Here is a 17,126-nt window from a genome sequence, read left to right as displayed (position 1 = left end):
CATGGCGGTTTCAGCCACAGTCCCGGCAACGGGGCAGTCACGCAAAGCAAGGAGGGCGCTGCCACGCGCCCTCTGGCCATGGCTCCTGCTGTTGCCGGCTTTCCTGTCGCTTGCATCTGTGTCCTTCTATCCGATCGTCAACGGCCTCTATCTGTCGCTGACAAACCGCTCGCTGATCACCCAGGACAATGATTTCGTCGGCTTTGCCAAGTACGTGCAACTGTTCAACGATCCGGCGTTCTGGAATGCCTGGCGCCATACGATGTGGTTTACCGTCGCATCCACTGTGCTGGAAACGCTGATCGGTCTCGGCATGGCCCTCATTCTCTGTGAAACCTTCGGGGGACGCGGGATTATCCGGGCGGCCATGCTCGTGCCTTGGGCAATGCCGACCGTGGTCACTTCCAAGATGTTCGGATGGCTGTTCGATGGCCAGCACGGCATCATCAATTTCATTCTCCTGCATCTCGGGCTGATCGACCAGAACGTCAACTGGTACGGATCGCCGAACACCGCCCTCCTCACCATCATCCTTGCCGACGTCTGGAAGACCACGCCGTTCATGGCGCTGCTGCTTCTGACCGGATTGCAGACCGTTCCGAAGTCTCTGATCGAGGCGGCGCGGATGGACGGCGCCAAGGCCTGGGTGATCTTCTGGAACATCCGCCTGCCGCTGCTGCTGCCAACGCTGCTGATCGCCGGACTGTTCCGTGCGCTGGACGCGTTCCGCATCTTCGACCTTGTCTACGTGCTGACCGGCGGCGGCCCCGCCGATTCCACCGAAACGCTGTCGACGCTGTCCTACAAGATCCTCTTTTCGACCCTGCAGTTCGGCTACGGCTCGGCAGTCTCCACGGCGATGTTCCTGACTGAAGGCGTGATCGCGGTGGTGTTCTGCCTCTTCCTCGTCCGGCAGATAAGGAAGACGACATGACCCAGGGCCGCTCCGTTCTCCAGACTACTGTGATCTATGCCGGTGCGCTGTTTATCCTGATATGGTCGGCCGGGCCGTTCCTCTGGCAGTTCTCGACCTCGCTGCAGCTCGACAAGGCGCTGACCGAAGGCACGCCGTCTCTCATTCCGCATCCCTTCACGCTGGAGCATTACTACAATGCGTTCGTCGAGAAGGGCCTGCATCACTATGTGCTGAACTCGCTGATCGTCTCGCTGTCGACCACGGCGCTCTGCCTGATCGTCGGTTCCCTGTCGGCCTTTGCGCTGTCGCGGCTCGATGTGAAGGGCCGGTTCGGGATCCTGATGGTGATCCTGTCGGTGTCGATGTTCCCGCAGATCGCGCTTGTCGGCCCGCTTTATCTGCTGGCCTCGGATCTCGGTCTCCTCGACACCCATACCGCTCTGATCATCACCTATCTTGCGCTGGGTCTGCCGTTGGTGACCTGGGTGCTGTTTGGCTATTTCGAAACCCTGCCGCGCGAAATCGACGAGGCGGCGCGGATGGATGGCGTCGGTGTCGTCGGCCTCCTCTGGCACATCATCCTGCCGATGTCGCTGCCGAGCCTTGTGACGACAGGGCTGCTGGCCTTCATTACCGCCTGGAACGAGTTCCTGTTCGCGCTGGCCTTCACCTCCGATCCCGACAGCCAGACCATTCCCGTCGGCATCGCCAACTTCACGAACCAGTACTACGTGCCCTGGGGAGATATCGCGGCTGCGTCGGCTGTCGTCACCGTGCCGCTCATCATACTCGTGCTGGTCTTCCAGCGACACATCATCGAAGGCCTGACGCAAGGCGGAATCAAGGAATAGACAATGACCACGGATTTCAAGGTCGGCTGCCAGACGTTTACATGGGAGATGCTGGGCGCCGGCTGGAGCGGGACCGCCGATGACCTGTTGGCAGCAATCGCCGCCGGCGGTTACGAGGGCATCGAAATCACCGATACGATGATCGGCCGCTATGCTGACAAGCCTGCCGATTTCAAGAAGGCGCTGGCCAACCACGGACTGCACCTGGTGTCCTTCGCCTTCGGCTCGCAGACGGGGTTCACGGTTGCCGACCACATTGACGCCGATCTGGTCGTCGCGCAGCGCTGGGTCGATTTCGCTTCCCATTTCGAGGGCGCACTGGTGTCGATCGGCTCTGCCACGGTCGTATCGGACGGCCCACGCGGGGAGAAATTCAAAGTCGCCGCCGAGTTCTACAATCGTGCTGCGGCCCTCGGCCAGGCATCGGGCGTCACGGTGGCGGTGCATCCGAGTTCGCATCATAACACTCTGCTGTTCGACCGGGCCGATTACGACACGATCTTTGGGCTGCTGGATCCCGCGCTGGTCGGCTGGATCCCGGATACCGGGCACATCCTGCGCGGTCACGACGACATCCTCGACACTCTCAAAACCTACCAGGCCCGCATCCGCTACCTTCACCTCAAGGATGTCGATGCCAACGACCAGTGGGCGATGCTTGGCGAGGGCGTGCTCGACACGCCGGCCGTGCTCGACATCGTCGGCAAGGCGCCGAACTTCAACGGCTGGCTGGTGCTCGAGGAAGAATCCGAGACGGCGGGGCGCGATCCCGCTGCTGCCGTGAAACTCAACCGCCAGACAATGCGCGGCTATGGTGCATAAGGAAGAAGTGCAATGATCGAGAAAGAACAGCGTCGATTGCGGGTGGGCGTTCTCGGCTGTGGGCCGATTGCCCAATTTGCCCATCTCGAATCTTGTGTGAAAGCGCGTAACGCCGATCTCTACGCAATCTGCGATGCAGCACCGGATCTCCTGGCGCGCATGGGTGCGACCTACGAGCCGCAGAAGATGTACGGCGACTACGACGCCATGCTGGCCGATCCCGAGCTCGAAGCCGTGATCGTCGCCACCTCCGATGCCTACCATGTGCCGATGTCGATCAAGGCTCTCGACGCAGGCAAGCATGTTCTCTGCGAAAAACCGATCGGCGTTTCCGTCGAGGAAGGCCAGCAGCTGGCCGATGCGGTGAAGCGCTCGGGCAAGATCCTGCAGGTCGGCCACATGAAGCGCTTCGATCCGGCTCTGGAAGCGGCGCGCGACTTCGTGCGCGACGATATCGGCCAGATCTTCGCGCTCAAGGCCTGGTACTGCGATTCCACGCACCGCTACACCAACACCGACGCCGTCCAGCCGCTGCCGGTAACCAGCAAGCTGGCACGCAAGCCGGGCGGTAATCCGAAGGCCGATCTTCGGCAGTATTTCATGCTGGCGCACGGCTCTCATCTGGTCGATACGGCGCGCTTTTTCTGCGGCGAACTGGTCGCGGTCCGGGCACGCCTGCTGGAGCGAGCCGGTGCCTATTGCTGGTTCGTCGAAACCGAATTTGCCAACGGAGCGCTCGGCCATCTCGATCTGACCGTTGCCGTCAGGATGGATTGGCACGAGGGCTTCCAGCTCTATGGCGAGCACGGGTCCGTTCTCGCCAAGACCTTCAATCCCTGGTATTTCCGCGCCAGCGAGGTCGATATCTTCCACGAGAAGGACGCGACCACCCGCAGGCCTCTGGGCGCCGATGGGCATTTCTTCCGCCGCCAGCTGGAGGGTCTCGCCGATACGGTTCTGACCGGGGCTCCGATGCGCGGCGCCAATGTCGATGACGGCATTGCCTCGATCCGTGCCATGGTCGCCATTGCCCGTTCGGTTGAAACCGGCGAACGCGTCAAAATCGCATCCGTGACGGGATCGGTCTGATGCAGGTCGGTATCTTCGCCAAGACCTTTCCGGGGACAGATCCGCTTGCCGTCCTGTCGGCGGTCGCCGGCAACGGCTATTCAGCGACGCAGTTCAATCTTGCCTGCTGCGGCCTGCCATCGATGCCGGACGCCGTGCCGGAGAGCACTATCACCGCCATCCGGACGGCTGCCGAGACGAGTGGCGTCTCGCTGGTGGCGCTGTCCGGGACCTATAACATGGCCCATCCGGACCCTGCCGTCAGACAGGCCGGGCTGAGGCAGCTGGAGGTCGTGATCAGAACTGCTGCGGCGCTTGCCATTCCGCTGGTCACGCTCTGCACAGGCAGCCGCAACCCTGTCGATCAGTGGGCGCACCACCCGGACAATGCCGATCCTTCCGCCTGGGCCGACATGGCCCTGGAGATGGCCAAGGCCTTGGCACTGGCCGAAGGCTATGGCGTCATGCTCGGCATCGAGCCTGAGCAGGCGAACATCGTGACCTCGGCAGAAGATGCCATGCGACTGATCGCCGAGATGGGATCGCGCAAGCTGCACATCGTCCTCGATCCCGCCAACCTGTTCGAGGCTGCCACGCCTGACGAGGCGCGATCCATCGTGGCGCGAGCGGTCGATACGGCTGCCGGACACGTCGCCATGGCGCACGCCAAGGACCGCCATGCGGATGGTAGCTTTGCCACTGCCGGCAAGGGCGTCGTGGATTTCGGCGATTTCCTCGCCCGCCTTAAAGCCTCCGGCTTCGACGGGGCCCTCGTTACCCATGGGCTCGCGGCCGATGAGGCCTCCGGCGTTGCAGCCTTCCTGAAGGGAATGGTCGGATGAGCGAGCCAGTCTATCTCACCCGCGACGATGCCGAGCTTGCCGTCTTCGACTTCGGCAACGGTCCGCCGGTGCTCTTCCAGCACGGGCTGGGAGGCAATGACGCGCAGGTGGCGCAGGCCTTTCCCGACGGCCGCGGCTTCAGGCGCCTGACTGTGGAATGTCGCGGCCATGGCAGCTCGTCGCTCGGCAGCCGGCGGCCGTTTTCAATCGCCATGTTTGCCGACGACGTTCTCGCGGCTGCCGATCGGTGCGGCATCGAGCGCCTCGCCGTCGGCGGTATTTCCATGGGCGCCGCCATCGCGCTCCATCTGGCCCATTTCCACAAGGACCGCATCGCAGCTCTGGTGTTGGTGCGGCCAGCCTGGACCTTCGATGCCGCGCCCGAAAACATGGCGCCGATCCGCACTGTCGGCAAACTCATCCTTACTCATCCGCTCGAGCAAGCACGCGACCTATTTGTCGCCTCAGAGACGGGGTCCGACCTTCAACGGGACGCGCCGGACAATTTCGCATCCCTGCTCGGCTATTTCGATCGACCTGACGCTGCCGCCTTCGCAAAGGTACTCGTCGATATCGCAAGCGACGGACCGGACGTGACCAAGACCTCGGCCGCTGCGCTTGACGTTCCGACGCTTGTCATCGGCAACCGGCAGGACGCTATCCATCCGCTGTCATCAGCCGAAACGCTTGCGGCCACAATTCCAGGCGCCGCCTTCGTCGAGGTCGCCGCCAAGGCTGCCGACAAGGCCCGTCATTTCGCAGAGACCCAAAGCGCCATCTCGCAATTCCTCTCCTCTGAAACCCTCCGGAGCCGTTTCGCATCATGATCACGAAGACCCTCTCTGGCCCCGCCGCCATCGCCGCCCTCCCCCGCGACCGCCTGCTCGGCGAATTCTCACTCTGGTCGGCCGATCTTATAAACATGGAAACCGATCTCAAACGGATCGAGGATCACGTCGACCTGCATCATATCGACGTTGCGGATGCGCGCTTTACCCCGGGCTTCCTGTTCTTCCCCGATCTCGTGGCCCGCATTGCCAAGTCCACCGCAAAGCCCATCCACGTTCACTTGATGGTCGAAGCCGAGATCGTCGAGGAGCAGACCCGTCAGTTCATCGAGGCCGGTGCCGACCTCATCAGCGTCCATGCGGAAAACGGCGAGGCCGGTCTTCGGGCATTGGCGATCGCCAAGGAAATGGGCGCAGCCGGCGGTGTTGTCCTGCGGCTGGAGACGCCGGTGGAAGCGGTCAAGCCGTTCCTGCCGCATGTTGCCTTCGTGACGTTGCTCGGAACGTCCATCGGCGTGAAAGGTCAGAGCCTGTCGGAAAAGGCATGTGATCGGCTGATCGAGGCGCGCGCGCTCATCCGCGCTGCCGGCCGTGAAGCCGAAATCGTCCTTGCCGCAGATGGTGGTATTCGCGAACAGACCGTGCCGCTTCTGCGTGCTGCTGGCGCCGAGACAGTCGTCCTGGGGTCGCTGGCCTTTGGCGACAAGGATCTGGCCGCCCGGATGAAATGGCTGCATGCCCTGGAAAGCCACGCCCAGTGACAGACGCCGCCCTCGCATTCGACCTCGGTGGAACGGAGCTGCGGGCCGCGATGGTGAACCGCGCGGGCGACCTGCTGTCATTCCTGTCGGTGCCAACGCTGGCAGCGGACGGGCCGCGTGCAGTCATCGGACAAATGCAGGCGCTAGCCGCCGAGATCAGGGGGCAAACGCCAAACATCGAACCGGTCGGCGTCGGCGTCGGTGCTCCTGGGCCGCTCGATCCCGTTTCCGGCATCGTCATTGCGCCGCCGACCCTCACCGGCTGGCATGACGTTCCGCTCGCAGACATCCTGCTGGAGCACTTCAAGCTGCCGGTCTGGCTCGAGAACGACGCCAACGCCGCCGCTCTGGGCGAGTGGCGATACGGCGCTGGCAGAGGTGCGGCCTCCATGGTCTTTGCCACCGTTTCGACCGGTATCGGTGGCGGCGTCATCGCCGATGGCCGTATCCTGCACGGGCGACGGGGGCTTGCGGCTGAAATCGGCCATATGACGATCACCAACGAGGGAGAGCGCTGCTTTTGCGGCGCGATCGGCTGCTTCGAAGCCTTGGCCTCGGGCACCGCGCTCGGCCGAAGGGCGACCACCGGCACGCGGCCTTTCGACGGATCGATGATGCGGGCGCTGTCGGCCGATGGCGATGTCACCGGCCGGCATGTCGTCGATGCGGCACGCCGGGGTGATCGGCAGGCGCTGGAGATGCTGGCGGTCGAAGCTCGCTGGCTTGGCATCGGTCTCACCAATCTGCTGCACCTCTATTCGCCGGACATCATTGTCGTCGGCGGTGGCATCTCCCACGGCTTCGATATGCTGCATGCACAGATCAAGGCCACGGTCGCCGAGCGTGCCATGTCCGCCTACCGCGACGTTCCGATTGTCGCGGCCCAACTCGGTCGTCACGCCGGGCTGATCGGGGCGGCGAGCCTGGTCCTGCACAGCGAGGACAGGGATACCGCCACGTTTGCGGCCCAACCGAACAATTCAGGCGGGGACAGTCCCGCCAGCACAACGGAGGCTCGTCATGGCCAATCTTAAACTGCGCGATGCCCGCAAGGTCTATGGTGCGGTCGAAGTCATCAAGGGCATCGACCTCGACGTCGTCGACCGCGAATTCGTGGTGTTCGTTGGGCCATCGGGCTGTGGCAAGTCCACCCTGCTGCGGATGATCGCCGGTCTCGAGAATATCACCGGCGGCGATCTTGTCATCGATGGTGTCCGGGCGAACGATATCGATCCCTCCGAGCGTGGGCTGGCCATGGTGTTCCAGTCCTATGCGCTATACCCGCACATGACGGTGGCGGAAAACATGGGCTTTGCACTCCGGATCGCCGGCATCCCGGTCAGTGAGCGCGACGCCAAGGTCAACGCGGCAGCCAAGGTCCTGGAGCTCTCGCACCTGCTCGACCGGCGACCCAAAGATCTGTCCGGCGGGCAGCGCCAGCGCGTTGCCATCGGCCGGGCCATCGTCCGCAACCCGAAGATCTTCCTGTTCGACGAGCCGCTGTCCAATCTCGACGCCGCCTTGCGCGTCAACATGCGTCTCGAACTGATGCGTCTGCACCAGACGCTGGAAGCGACGATGATCTATGTCACCCATGACCAGATAGAGGCGATGACCATGGCCGACAAGATCGTCGTGCTGAATGCCGGCCGCATCGAGCAGGTGGGATCGCCGCTCGATCTCTACAATCACCCGGCCAATATCTTTGTTGCCGGCTTCATCGGCTCGCCGAAGATGAACCTGCTCCCGGTCCGCGTCGATGCCATTGGTCCGGTTGGCGTGACGGTGGTTGCTTTGGACGGTGTTGAGATACCCGTCGCTGTCGCCCCTGGCGAGATCAAGGTCGGCGATGAAATCACGCTCGGGATCCGGCCGGAGCATATCCGTATCGGCGAGACCGGTCAGTTCGACGGCAAGGCTATCCTTGCCGAACGGCTTGGCGGATTGACGGTCTTTCACGTCGACATCTCGCCTGACATATCACTTGTGGTACAGACGGATGGCGCTGACAAAACCGCCCTCCATGCCCCGATCAAGCTCGGCATAGAGCCGCACAACTGCCATCTCTTCGACAAGGCCGGGAAGGCTCTCGCCAAGTTGAACTGACAAGGACCGCTCGCCATGCGATCGGTCATTCCTTCGAAATCGAGGTAAGAGACATGACATTCACACGCGAAACCCTGACCCTCAGCCATGCCGGCGCGTTGCAGGCCGTATCGGCCGCAGTCGACAAGGCCGTCGCGATGGGCGTGCCCCAGTGCATCCACATCGTCGATGCCAGCGGCGAGACGATCGCCAGCCTGCGCATGGACGGCGCCAAATATCTCAGCATGCACACCGCCCGCGCCAAGGCCCGCACCGCGGCGTCGATCAACGCGCCGACGGGCGGCATGGCCTTTGAATTCGGGGCCGCCGCCGGCATCGCCTCCCAGGGCGGCGTCACCCACCTGCCGGGCGGCCTGCCGATCCGTTTCGCCGGCAAGCTTGCAGGCGCCATCGGCATCGGTTCCGGCAGCGGCGACCAGGATTTCGAAGTCGCCCGCGCCGCGCTCGCCGCCATCGGCGCAGATCCGGTCTGAGAATTTGCTGGCGTTAGCAGCTGAAAGACCTGCTAACGCAGACCGCCGTCACGCGGTGCACGACCGATGGCGAGGAGTTTGCGACATGTTTGCTTCCAATTCGCGCCGGATGACGTTCGTAGCTGTCTCGGCATTATTTCTCGTAAGTTGGGGTATCGCCGCTGCTAACGAGGTCAAAGTAATTCCACGACCGCCAAAGCAAGGTGCCGCGAGCACGTCCGCCGCTGCGTCCCGGGATCAGTCGGCGCACATCGGTATCAGGTGCGGTGTCTCCGGACGAAATGGCAAGGACGGGAAAGCCGGCAAAGGTACTGCTGCCGGCAAGGGCGGAAGAGCCGGCGTAGAACCTTGCGCAAACTGAGTTTATCTTTGCCGACAGGCGAATGATCGCTCCCAGGCCCTAGCGGCGGGTCGAGGACATCAACGGGGCATCCGCTTGTGATCAAAGACCCCAAACGGGTCCATCGGCAGTGAGCTCAATAGGCACGGGCGGACCACAGACGTCAACAGTGGGGCCGCCGAGTTGATTCCAGCGGAACAGGTTCAGGTGCCACCCGCCCGGGATAAGGCGCGATCTGTCGATAATTCCATCAGCTCCGGCGCGCCGGGCTATGTCTGCGTTGTGCCAGGAGGGTGGCTCCCGACCCTCCGACAACGCAGTTTGCCAGGACTCATTTGACAATTCTCGATCGATACCAAGCTGACTGCAAGCATTCTCGTCATGTTGATCGAGCACAAGAGCTTCGCCGACGTGAAGCGGGACAACGACGCGTGGCCGACTGTCCTGACGCATGTATCCGGCTATCGCCATAACGGCCCATTCGAAGGTCGCGCTCGTATAAAGTGTTGGCTCTCCGTGCCGGTGATAACGACCTGCATGCGTCCCAATGGGAGGTTCCAGCACGTGGTCAACACGATCCAACAAAACAGAACGGAAGAAGCGTCCGGAAATCTTCCTAAAGTGACCTTGGATCTCGATCATGCAGTTACTCATTTTAGCCAACCGACGGGAAACCGATGAATTATCCCGAGATTAAGACGGTCGAGTGACGCGCGTAGAAGCGCCCAATATCTACCATGTGATCCAAAGTGGCCCTGCTGTCGGTCCTCGCGTGTGACCTTTCACGCGACTGCGCCAGAAACCTATGACGAAAGCGGCCCTTGAACCTGATCTACCAGTCCAGCCAACCCTCGCAGCTTTTGCGGGACATCGCCGCCATAGGCCCAGTCCAGCAGTTCTATCGTGTGCAGGATCGGGGTTGCGGTGCCGGTGGCGATCTGGGTGATGCAGCCGATGTTTCCGGTGGCGATGATATCGGCGCGGGTGGCTTCGAGATTGCGCACCTTGCGGGCCTTGAGCTGGCCGGAAATGACGGGCTGCATGATGTTGTAGGTGCCGGCCGAGCCGCAGCAGAGATGACCTTCGGCGGGATCCTTCACGGTAAAGCCAGCAGCTTTCAGCAGCAGCTTCGGCGCGGTGGTGATCTTCTGGCCATGCTGCATCGAGCAGGCGGAATGATAGGCGACGGCGATGCCCTTTGGCTGCTGTCGCGGGAGATCCAGCCCTGACAGATATTCGGTGATGTCCTTGGTCAGCGCCGAGACCCGGGCCGCCTTTTCTGCGTAGGCCGGGTCGAGCCGCAGCATATGGCCGTAGTCCTTGATCGTCGTGCCGCAGCCGGAGGCGGTGATGATGATGGCATCGAGGCCACCCCGGTCGATTTCGCCGACCCAGACGTCGACATTGGCGCGCGCCTGCACCAGCGCCTGATGCTCGCGGCCCATATGGTGGACAAGCGAGCCGCAGCATACCTCGCCGGCTGGTACCACGACCTCGACGCCGAGCCGCGTCAGCAGCCGGATCGTCGCCGCGTTGATCGCCGGATCGAGCACCGGTTGCGCACATCCCGTCAGGATCGCCACGCGGCCGCGCTTTTCAGCCTTCGGGGCATGGGTGCCGGGTTTTGCGAATGGCGAGGACGGCGGGATGGCGCGGGGTGCGAGGTCGAGCATCGTTGCAAAAGGCAGCAGCGCCGGCACGCGCCGAAGCAGCGAGGCAAACGGCCGCCCCAGCCTGGCGAGACCGAGCGCCAGCCGGAAGCGGCGGGGGTAAGGCAGGACCGATGCCAGCAGATTGCGGATCATGCGGTCCATCAGCGGCCGCTTGTAGGTTTCCTCGATATGGGCGCGGGCGTGGTCGATGAGGTGGGTATAGTCGACACCGGACGGACAGGTGGTGACGCAGGCAAGGCACGACAGGCAGCGGTCGATGTGGGTCACCACTTCGGCGTCGGCGGCCCGGCCGTTTTCCAGCATGTCCTTGATCAGGTAGATCCTGCCGCGCGGGCTATCGAGCTCGTTGCCGAGCGTCACATAGGTCGGACAGGTGGCGGTGCAGAAGCCGCAATGGACGCATTTTCGTAGGATCTGCTCCGAAAAAGCAACGCTCGGATCGGTCAGCTGTTCGGCGGTGAAATTGGTCTGCATCGGATCTTTCGCTGATGGGGAACGTCACCGCTCATCCCATCTTCCCTGGATTGAATATGCCTGCCGGATCGAATTTCTGTTTGATACGCGCCGAGAGAAGCGCCACCGCTGGCTGTTGCGGCTCGAAGGCGTCGTTTTGCGCGCGGGCGTCCGGCGTGGCGCGCAGCAATGTCGCGTGACCGCCGCCGGCATTGGCGATGTGACGGCGCAGCACGGCGCCATCCGGCTCGGCTTCCATCCGCAGCCATACAAGGCCGCCCTGCCAGTCGTAGAAGGCATCGACTCCGGCCTCCTGCCTAAGGGCGGCGACCAGCCGATGGCCGGCGCCGGGGGCGACGGAGACACGCCAGACCGGCCGCATCGTGCCGTCGGCAAAGGGCACGACATCGCGTATCGCGCGCCACACGGCTTTGCTTTCGGCATCCGGCAGCTGGCCGACGGGGCCGATGCCTGCCATGGCGCGACTGAGTTTCTCCATCCGCACGTCAACCGATGCGGCAAGACCTTCGATGCGCAAGACCATGGCGGAATGAGCGGACCAGGCGGCGGGCGCGAATGTCGAGGCGACCGTGACCGGCAGGTGCGCGGCACCCGATACCTCTACCGACAGCGCCATGGCGGCGGCCATCGCCTTGGTCGCAGCTTCATCCGTAAGATCGGAGATCACGAGCGTCTGCTCCGTCTTGGGGCTCGGCGGTACGCGGAAAGTGACCTCGGTGAGCAGGCCAAGCGTGCCGTGCGACCCGGCCATCAGTTTGGGAAGATCGAGCCCGGTGACATTCTTCATCACCCGCCCGCCCGCCTTGACGATCTCGCCGCGACCGTTGACGAAACGCACGCCGAGCAGGCTGTCGCGGGCAGCCCCTGCGAGGATGCGACGCGGGCCGGACGCATTGGCGGCGAAAATGCCGCCGATGGTCGGAACCCCGGAAGTTGCCATCAGGGGAGAATGGTTCATGGGCTCGAAGGCCATCATCTGGTGGCTGGCCGCCAGCGCCGCCTCGATTTCCTCGACTGGCGTGCCTGCACGCGCCGTCATTACCATCTCGCCGGGATTATAGGCGACGATGCCCGTCATTCCGCGCGACGTCAGCTCCGAATGGGTGGAAACTGCATTGCCGAAACCGGCGCGACTGTTGCCGCCAACGATCGACAGCGCGTGGCCTTTGGAGGCGTGATCGCGGATGATAGTGGCCGCTTCCTCTTCCGTGGTCGGGATAAGCGTCATCGGGCGGCGCGTCCATCGAGGGGGAAGACCTTGGAGGGGTTGAGAAGCCAGCCTTCGTCGAAGGCGCTGCGGGCTGCCATCATCTGGGCGAGGTCGACCTCGGCATATTGATGCCGCATAAGGTCGCGTTTCTCGATGCCGACCCCGTGCTCGCCGGTCAGACAGCCGCCTGCATCGACGCAGAGCCTCAGGATGTCCATGCCGGCCGCCTCGGCGTCGGCGGATTCCTTCGGGTCGTTGGCATTGAACAGGATCAGCGGATGCATGTTGCCATCTCCGGCATGGAAGACGTTGGCGACCCGCAGGCCGTAGCGCGCAACGATCTCGCCGGTCTTCTGCAGCACGTAGGACAACTGGCTGAGTGGCACCGTGCCGTCCATGCAGATATAGTCGGCAATGCGTCCGGTGGCGCCGAAAGCCGATTTACGGCCCTTCCAGATCAGTGCCGCCTCTGTGGCCGACTGGCATTCGCGGACGGTCTTCACCTGGTGCCGGCCGGCGATCTCGACGATGCTCTTCAGCATCAGGTCCATCTCTGCCTCCGATCCCTCGACCTCGACGATCAGCAGCGCGCCGACATCGAGCGGATAGCCGGCATGGGCAAAGGCCTCGCAGATCTCGATCGCCTGTTTGTCCATGAATTCCATGGCAACGGGGATGATGCCTGACGCGATGACCTCGGAAACGCAGGCGCCTGCATGCTCCGACGTGTCGAAGCCGAAAAGCACCGGGCGGGCTCCCTCAGGCTTGGCGATCAGCCGCACCGTCGCCTCGGTGACGATGCCGAGCTGGCCTTCAGAGCCGCAGACGAGGCCGAGGAGATCGTAGCCGGACGCATCGAGCGCCTTGCCGCCGAGTGTGATGACGGTGCCATCGACGAGCACCATGGTGACGCCGAGCAGGTTGTTGGTCGTCACGCCGTATTTCAGACAGTGCGCGCCGCCGGAATTCATGGCGATATTGCCGCCGATGGTGCAGGCGAGTTGCGAGCTCGGGTCCGGGGCGTAGAAGAAGCCGTCGCCGGAGACGCGTTCGGAAATGCTGAGATTGGTGACGCCGGCCTGAACGGTGGCGGTGCGGTTGTCAAAATCGATATCGAGGATGGTGTTCATCTTCGACAGGCCGATGACGACGGCGTCTTCCTGCGGAATGGCCCCGCCGGAGAGCGAGGTGCCCGCGCCGCGCGGCACGACCGGGATACCGTTTCGGTGGCAGTAGCCGAGCACGACGGCCACATCGTCAGTCGTGCGCGGCAAAGCCACCGCCAGCGGCATGCGCCTGTAGGAAACGAAGGCGTCCGTCTCGAACGGCATGAGTTCGCGCGGCTCGTGGATGAGGCACTCCGGCGGCAGGAGACCGACGAGGTCGGCAACGATCTCCGCGCGTCGGGCCAGTACATCCGGCCGCAGCGTCAGGAACTCGATCGCATCAGTCATGGCGCCCTCCTCAGCGACACCCAGAAGCTTCATGTCTAGCATATCCGGCATTCTTGCCAAGCGGTGAATAGTGCAAAGGACTTTTGCAAAGCCGGAACAAATGTCCTATCGAAGAAGCCCTGGCACGCCCGGAAATTCCGGCTCGTCGGGGCACGAACAGGATAGGACGGGGATCTCCGAATGATCAATTTCCATGACCTTCAGATCTTCATTGCAGTCGTCTCGAGCGGCAGCATGTCCGATGCCGGGCGCGCGCATGGGCTTTCGCCGGCAGTGGTTTCGAAACGCATCAAACGGCTGGAAGACCAGCTTGGAACGCGGCTGCTGCAGCGGACAACGCGGCAGCTGTCGCTGACGGAGATAGGCCAGGGCTTCTACGACCGGGGGCTCGCAATCCTGGCGGGGCTGGAGGATGCCGAGTCCTACATCGCCGGTCGTTCTGCGGAAACACAGGGCATCCTCAAGATTTCGGCGCCGACCTCCTTCGGCCGCATGCATGTCGCGCCGAACCTGAAGGTCTTCATGGCCCGACACCCCAATCTGGCGATCAACCTCGTCCTGACCGACGAGATGACGGATATCGTCGGTGGCGGTTTCGATGTTGCCATCCGCATCGCGGAGCTGATCGATTCCAGCCTCGTAGCACGCCGGCTGGCACCGGTGCGGCGAGTGCTGTGCGCCTCGCCGGCCTACATCGCCGAACACGGCGCGCCATCCAATATCGACGATCTCGACCGCCATACCTGCATTCCCGCCCATAACAACGATGCCTGGCGGCTCGAGGGGCCGAGCGGGCATGTGACGCTGAGGCCCGAGGGCATGCTCAATACAAACTCCAGCGAGGTGATCCGCGAGGCGGTGATCGCCGGCCTGGGCATTGCCCTGCGCTCGACATGGGATGTCGGTCCCGAGCTGAAGCAGGGCAGCCTCGTGCAGGTCCTGCAGCAGTTCGAGGGATCGCAGAATGTGGCGCTTTCAGCCGTCTACCCCAGCCGCCAGCATCTTCCGTCCAAGGTGCGCCTGTTCATCGACTTTCTCGCCGACCTCTATGGCCCCGTCCCCTACTGGGAGCTTTAGCCCAGGCCGTTATTTCTCAGATGGCATAAATGTTATTCACTATCGCCGAATTGACTAGGTGAGTTCGTCGCCGCTAACTACGCTCCATGCGAATTTCAGGAGCGAGCGACATGAAGCGTATTGACAAGAACGGACTGCAGATCGATGCAGCGCTGCACGATTTCCTGGTCGACGAGGCCTTGCCCGGCTCAAGCGTTGCGGCCGATGCGTTCTTTGCCGGCTTTTCCGCTATCGTCCATGACCTTGCCCCGAAGAACCGGGCACTGCTTGCCCGCCGCGACGAACTGCAGCTTCAGATCGATGACTGGTATCGCAAGAACGGCGCGCCCACTGATATGGAGGCCTACCAGGCTTTCCTGCGCGAGATCGGCTACTTGCTCCCGGAAGGTCCGGATTTCACCGTCTCCACCGCCCACGTCGACGCTGAGATCGCCACCATCGCCGGGCCGCAGCTAGTCGTGCCGGTCATGAACGCACGCTATGCGCTGAATGCTGCCAACGCCCGCTGGGGCTCGCTCTACGATGCTCTCTACGGCACCGATGCCATCCCGGAGAGCGACGGGGCTGACAAGGGTAAGGGCTACAATCCAACGCGCGGTGCCAAGGTGATCGCCTGGGTCCGCGACTTCCTCGATGCGGCCGTGCCGCTCTCCGGTGCCAGCTGGAAGGATGTTACGGGGTTCGCCGTCGTCGACGGAAAGCTCGACGTTACTGCGGCTATTGGAAAGCCGGTTGAGCTGACCAGCGCTGCGCAGTTTGCCGGCTATCTCGGCGACAGCGCCGCGCCGACCCATCTGCTTTTGAAGAACAACGGCATCCATATCGAGATAGTCATCGATGCGACGACGGCGATCGGCAAGAGCGACGCCGGCCACATCTCCGATGTCCGGCTGGAATCGGCGATCACCACGATCATGGATTGCGAAGATTCTATCGCCGCAGTCGACGCCGAGGACAAGACGGCTGTCTACCGCAACTGGCTTGGGCTGATGAAGGGCGATCTCACGGAAGAGGTGGAAAAGGGCGGCAAGACCTTCACGCGGCACCTCAACCCGGATGTCTCCTACACGGCGCCGGATGGAACAGGCGTCCTCGTGCACGCCCGCTCGCTGATGCTGATCCGCAATGTCGGCCACCTCATGACCAATCCGGCTATTCTCGACCGCGACGGGCTCGAGGTGCCGGAGGGCATCATGGATGCCGCCATCACAGCGCTGATCGCCCTTCACGACATCGGCCCCAACGGTCGGCACCAGAATTCGCGCGAGGATTCCATGTACGTCGTCAAGCCGAAGATGCACGGGCCGGAAGAAGTGGCCTTCGCAGCCGAGATCTTCTCGCGCGTCGAGGACGTGCTCGGCATGCCCCGCAACACCATCAAAATGGGCATCATGGACGAGGAGCGCCGCACCACCATCAATCTGAAGGAGTGTATTCGCGCTGCCCGGGAGCGCGTGGTGTTCATCAACACAGGCTTCCTCGACCGCACCGGCGACGAGATCCACACCTCGATGGAAGTAGGCCCGATGATCCGCAAGGGCGACATGAAGCAGGCCGCCTGGATCGCCGCTTACGAGAACTGGAATGTCGATATCGGCCTTGCCTGCGGCCTGTCCGGCCATGCGCAGATCGGCAAGGGCATGTGGGCCATGCCGGACCTGATGGCGGCGATGCTGGAGCAGAAGATCGCCCATCCCAAGGCCGGCGCCAACACAGCCTGGGTGCCATCGCCGACAGCCGCAACCCTGCATGCCACGCATTACCATCGCGTCAATGTCGCAACCGTCCAGCAAGGGCTAAAGGACCGCGCCCGCGCCAAGCTGTCCGATATTCTTTCCGTTCCGGTCGCCGTCAGGCCGAACTGGACGCCGGAGGAAATCCAGCACGAGCTCGACAACAATGCTCAAGGCATCCTCGGCTATGTCGTGCGCTGGGTCGACCAGGGCATCGGCTGCTCGAAGGTGCCCGACATCAACAATGTCGGCCTGATGGAAGATCGCGCGACGCTGCGCATCTCCGCCCAGCACATGGCCAACTGGCTGCACCACAAGGTGGTGAGCGAGAGCCAGATCATTGAGACCATGCGGCGGATGGCTGAAGTCGTCGATCGTCAGAATGCAGGCGATCCGCTCTACCGGCCGATGGCAAAGGACTACGATGCCTCCATCGCGTTCCAGGCGGCGCTTGAACTGGTGCTCGAAGGCCGCAATCAGCCCAACGGCTACACCGAGCCTGTCCTGCACCGCCGGCGGATCGCGCTGAAAGCTGCGT

The 17,126-nt window shown here is 63.0% G+C and carries 16 protein-coding genes; 12 read left to right on the top strand and 4 right to left on the bottom strand.

Going from position 1 to position 17,126, the window contains the following annotated elements; all coding sequences use genetic code 11:
- The first annotated feature begins 1 nt into the window (after position 1).
- From EQW76_RS25370 to EQW76_RS25325, 10 genes are read left to right on the top strand one after another with little or no spacing between them, the layout of a single operon-like run.
- Positions 2 to 934 (top strand): sugar ABC transporter permease, encoded by a 933-nt coding sequence (locus EQW76_RS25370; protein ID WP_143123348.1) that lies wholly within the window; start codon positions 2 to 4, stop codon positions 932 to 934.
- Positions 931 to 1,767 carry a carbohydrate ABC transporter permease gene (locus EQW76_RS25365; protein WP_143123347.1) on the top strand — a complete coding sequence of 279 codons (837 nt, stop codon included), beginning with the start codon at positions 931 to 933 and terminating at the stop codon, positions 1,765 to 1,767. The genes EQW76_RS25370 and EQW76_RS25365 overlap by 4 nt, the downstream gene beginning before the upstream one ends.
- Before the next feature lie 3 nt (positions 1,768 to 1,770).
- Positions 1,771 to 2,589: a sugar phosphate isomerase/epimerase gene (locus EQW76_RS25360; RefSeq protein WP_143123346.1), complete on the top strand. Its 819-nt coding sequence runs from the start codon at positions 1,771 to 1,773 to the stop codon at positions 2,587 to 2,589.
- A gap of 12 nt (positions 2,590 to 2,601) precedes the next feature.
- Complete coding sequence (locus tag EQW76_RS25355; RefSeq protein ID WP_142832227.1) at positions 2,602 to 3,678, top strand: Gfo/Idh/MocA family oxidoreductase; 1,077 nt, start codon at positions 2,602 to 2,604, stop codon at positions 3,676 to 3,678.
- Complete coding sequence (locus tag EQW76_RS25350) at positions 3,678 to 4,499, top strand: sugar phosphate isomerase/epimerase (protein ID WP_142832228.1); 822 nt, start codon at positions 3,678 to 3,680, stop codon at positions 4,497 to 4,499. Before EQW76_RS25355 ends, EQW76_RS25350 begins: the two co-directional genes overlap by 1 nt.
- On the top strand, positions 4,496 to 5,326 hold the full coding sequence (locus tag EQW76_RS25345) for an alpha/beta fold hydrolase (protein WP_143123345.1): 831 nt from the start codon (positions 4,496 to 4,498) through the stop codon (positions 5,324 to 5,326). The genes EQW76_RS25350 and EQW76_RS25345 overlap by 4 nt, the downstream gene beginning before the upstream one ends.
- Positions 5,323 to 6,048 (top strand): ribulose-phosphate 3-epimerase, encoded by a 726-nt coding sequence (locus EQW76_RS25340; protein ID WP_142832230.1) that lies wholly within the window; start codon positions 5,323 to 5,325, stop codon positions 6,046 to 6,048. The genes EQW76_RS25345 and EQW76_RS25340 overlap by 4 nt, the downstream gene beginning before the upstream one ends.
- Positions 6,045 to 7,082 carry an ROK family protein gene (locus EQW76_RS25335; protein ID WP_142832231.1) on the top strand — a complete coding sequence of 346 codons (1,038 nt, stop codon included), beginning with the start codon at positions 6,045 to 6,047 and terminating at the stop codon, positions 7,080 to 7,082. Before EQW76_RS25340 ends, EQW76_RS25335 begins: the two co-directional genes overlap by 4 nt.
- Positions 7,069 to 8,154, top strand: coding sequence for a sn-glycerol-3-phosphate ABC transporter ATP-binding protein UgpC (gene ugpC / locus EQW76_RS25330; RefSeq protein WP_142832232.1), 1,086 nt, complete (start codon positions 7,069 to 7,071; stop codon positions 8,152 to 8,154). The genes EQW76_RS25335 and ugpC overlap by 14 nt, the downstream gene beginning before the upstream one ends.
- A gap of 53 nt (positions 8,155 to 8,207) precedes the next feature.
- Positions 8,208 to 8,627 (top strand): heme-binding protein, encoded by a 420-nt coding sequence (locus tag EQW76_RS25325; protein ID WP_142832233.1) that lies wholly within the window; start codon positions 8,208 to 8,210, stop codon positions 8,625 to 8,627.
- Between the two features lie 442 nt (positions 8,628 to 9,069).
- On the opposite strand, the gene EQW76_RS25320 is transcribed toward EQW76_RS25325, so the two are convergent.
- The 4 genes from EQW76_RS25320 to EQW76_RS25305 form a co-directional block, all read right to left on the bottom strand.
- Positions 9,070 to 9,609: an RES family NAD+ phosphorylase gene (locus tag EQW76_RS25320; protein WP_142832234.1), complete on the bottom strand. Its 540-nt coding sequence runs from the start codon at positions 9,607 to 9,609 to the stop codon at positions 9,070 to 9,072.
- A gap of 161 nt (positions 9,610 to 9,770) precedes the next feature.
- Positions 9,771 to 11,114 (bottom strand): glycolate oxidase subunit GlcF, encoded by a 1,344-nt coding sequence (gene glcF, locus EQW76_RS25315; RefSeq protein ID WP_142832235.1) that lies wholly within the window; start codon positions 11,112 to 11,114, stop codon positions 9,771 to 9,773.
- 31 nt (positions 11,115 to 11,145) lie between these two features.
- Positions 11,146 to 12,342 (bottom strand): FAD-binding protein, encoded by a 1,197-nt coding sequence (locus EQW76_RS25310; protein WP_143123344.1) that lies wholly within the window; start codon positions 12,340 to 12,342, stop codon positions 11,146 to 11,148.
- The gene (locus EQW76_RS25305) at positions 12,339 to 13,778 is read right to left on the bottom strand and encodes an FAD-linked oxidase C-terminal domain-containing protein (RefSeq protein ID WP_142832237.1); all 1,440 of its coding nucleotides are present in this window, start codon (positions 13,776 to 13,778) and stop codon (positions 12,339 to 12,341) included. The genes EQW76_RS25310 and EQW76_RS25305 overlap by 4 nt, the downstream gene beginning before the upstream one ends.
- Before the next feature lie 180 nt (positions 13,779 to 13,958).
- Here EQW76_RS25305 and EQW76_RS25300 point away from each other — a divergent pair, with 180 nt between their 5' ends.
- Positions 13,959 to 14,855: a LysR family transcriptional regulator gene (locus EQW76_RS25300; protein ID WP_142832238.1), complete on the top strand. Its 897-nt coding sequence runs from the start codon at positions 13,959 to 13,961 to the stop codon at positions 14,853 to 14,855.
- 110 nt (positions 14,856 to 14,965) lie between these two features.
- On the top strand, positions 14,966 to 17,126 hold a 2,161-nt coding region (locus EQW76_RS25295; RefSeq protein ID WP_143123343.1), incomplete at its 3' end, for a malate synthase G.

The organism is Rhizobium sp. rho-13.1 (genome assembly GCF_007000305.1).
GTDB classification, from domain to species: Bacteria; Pseudomonadota; Alphaproteobacteria; order Rhizobiales; family Rhizobiaceae; genus Rhizobium; species Rhizobium rhododendri.
Note: the sequence above shows the minus strand (reverse complement) of the source record. Positions and strands in the feature narration are given on the sequence as shown.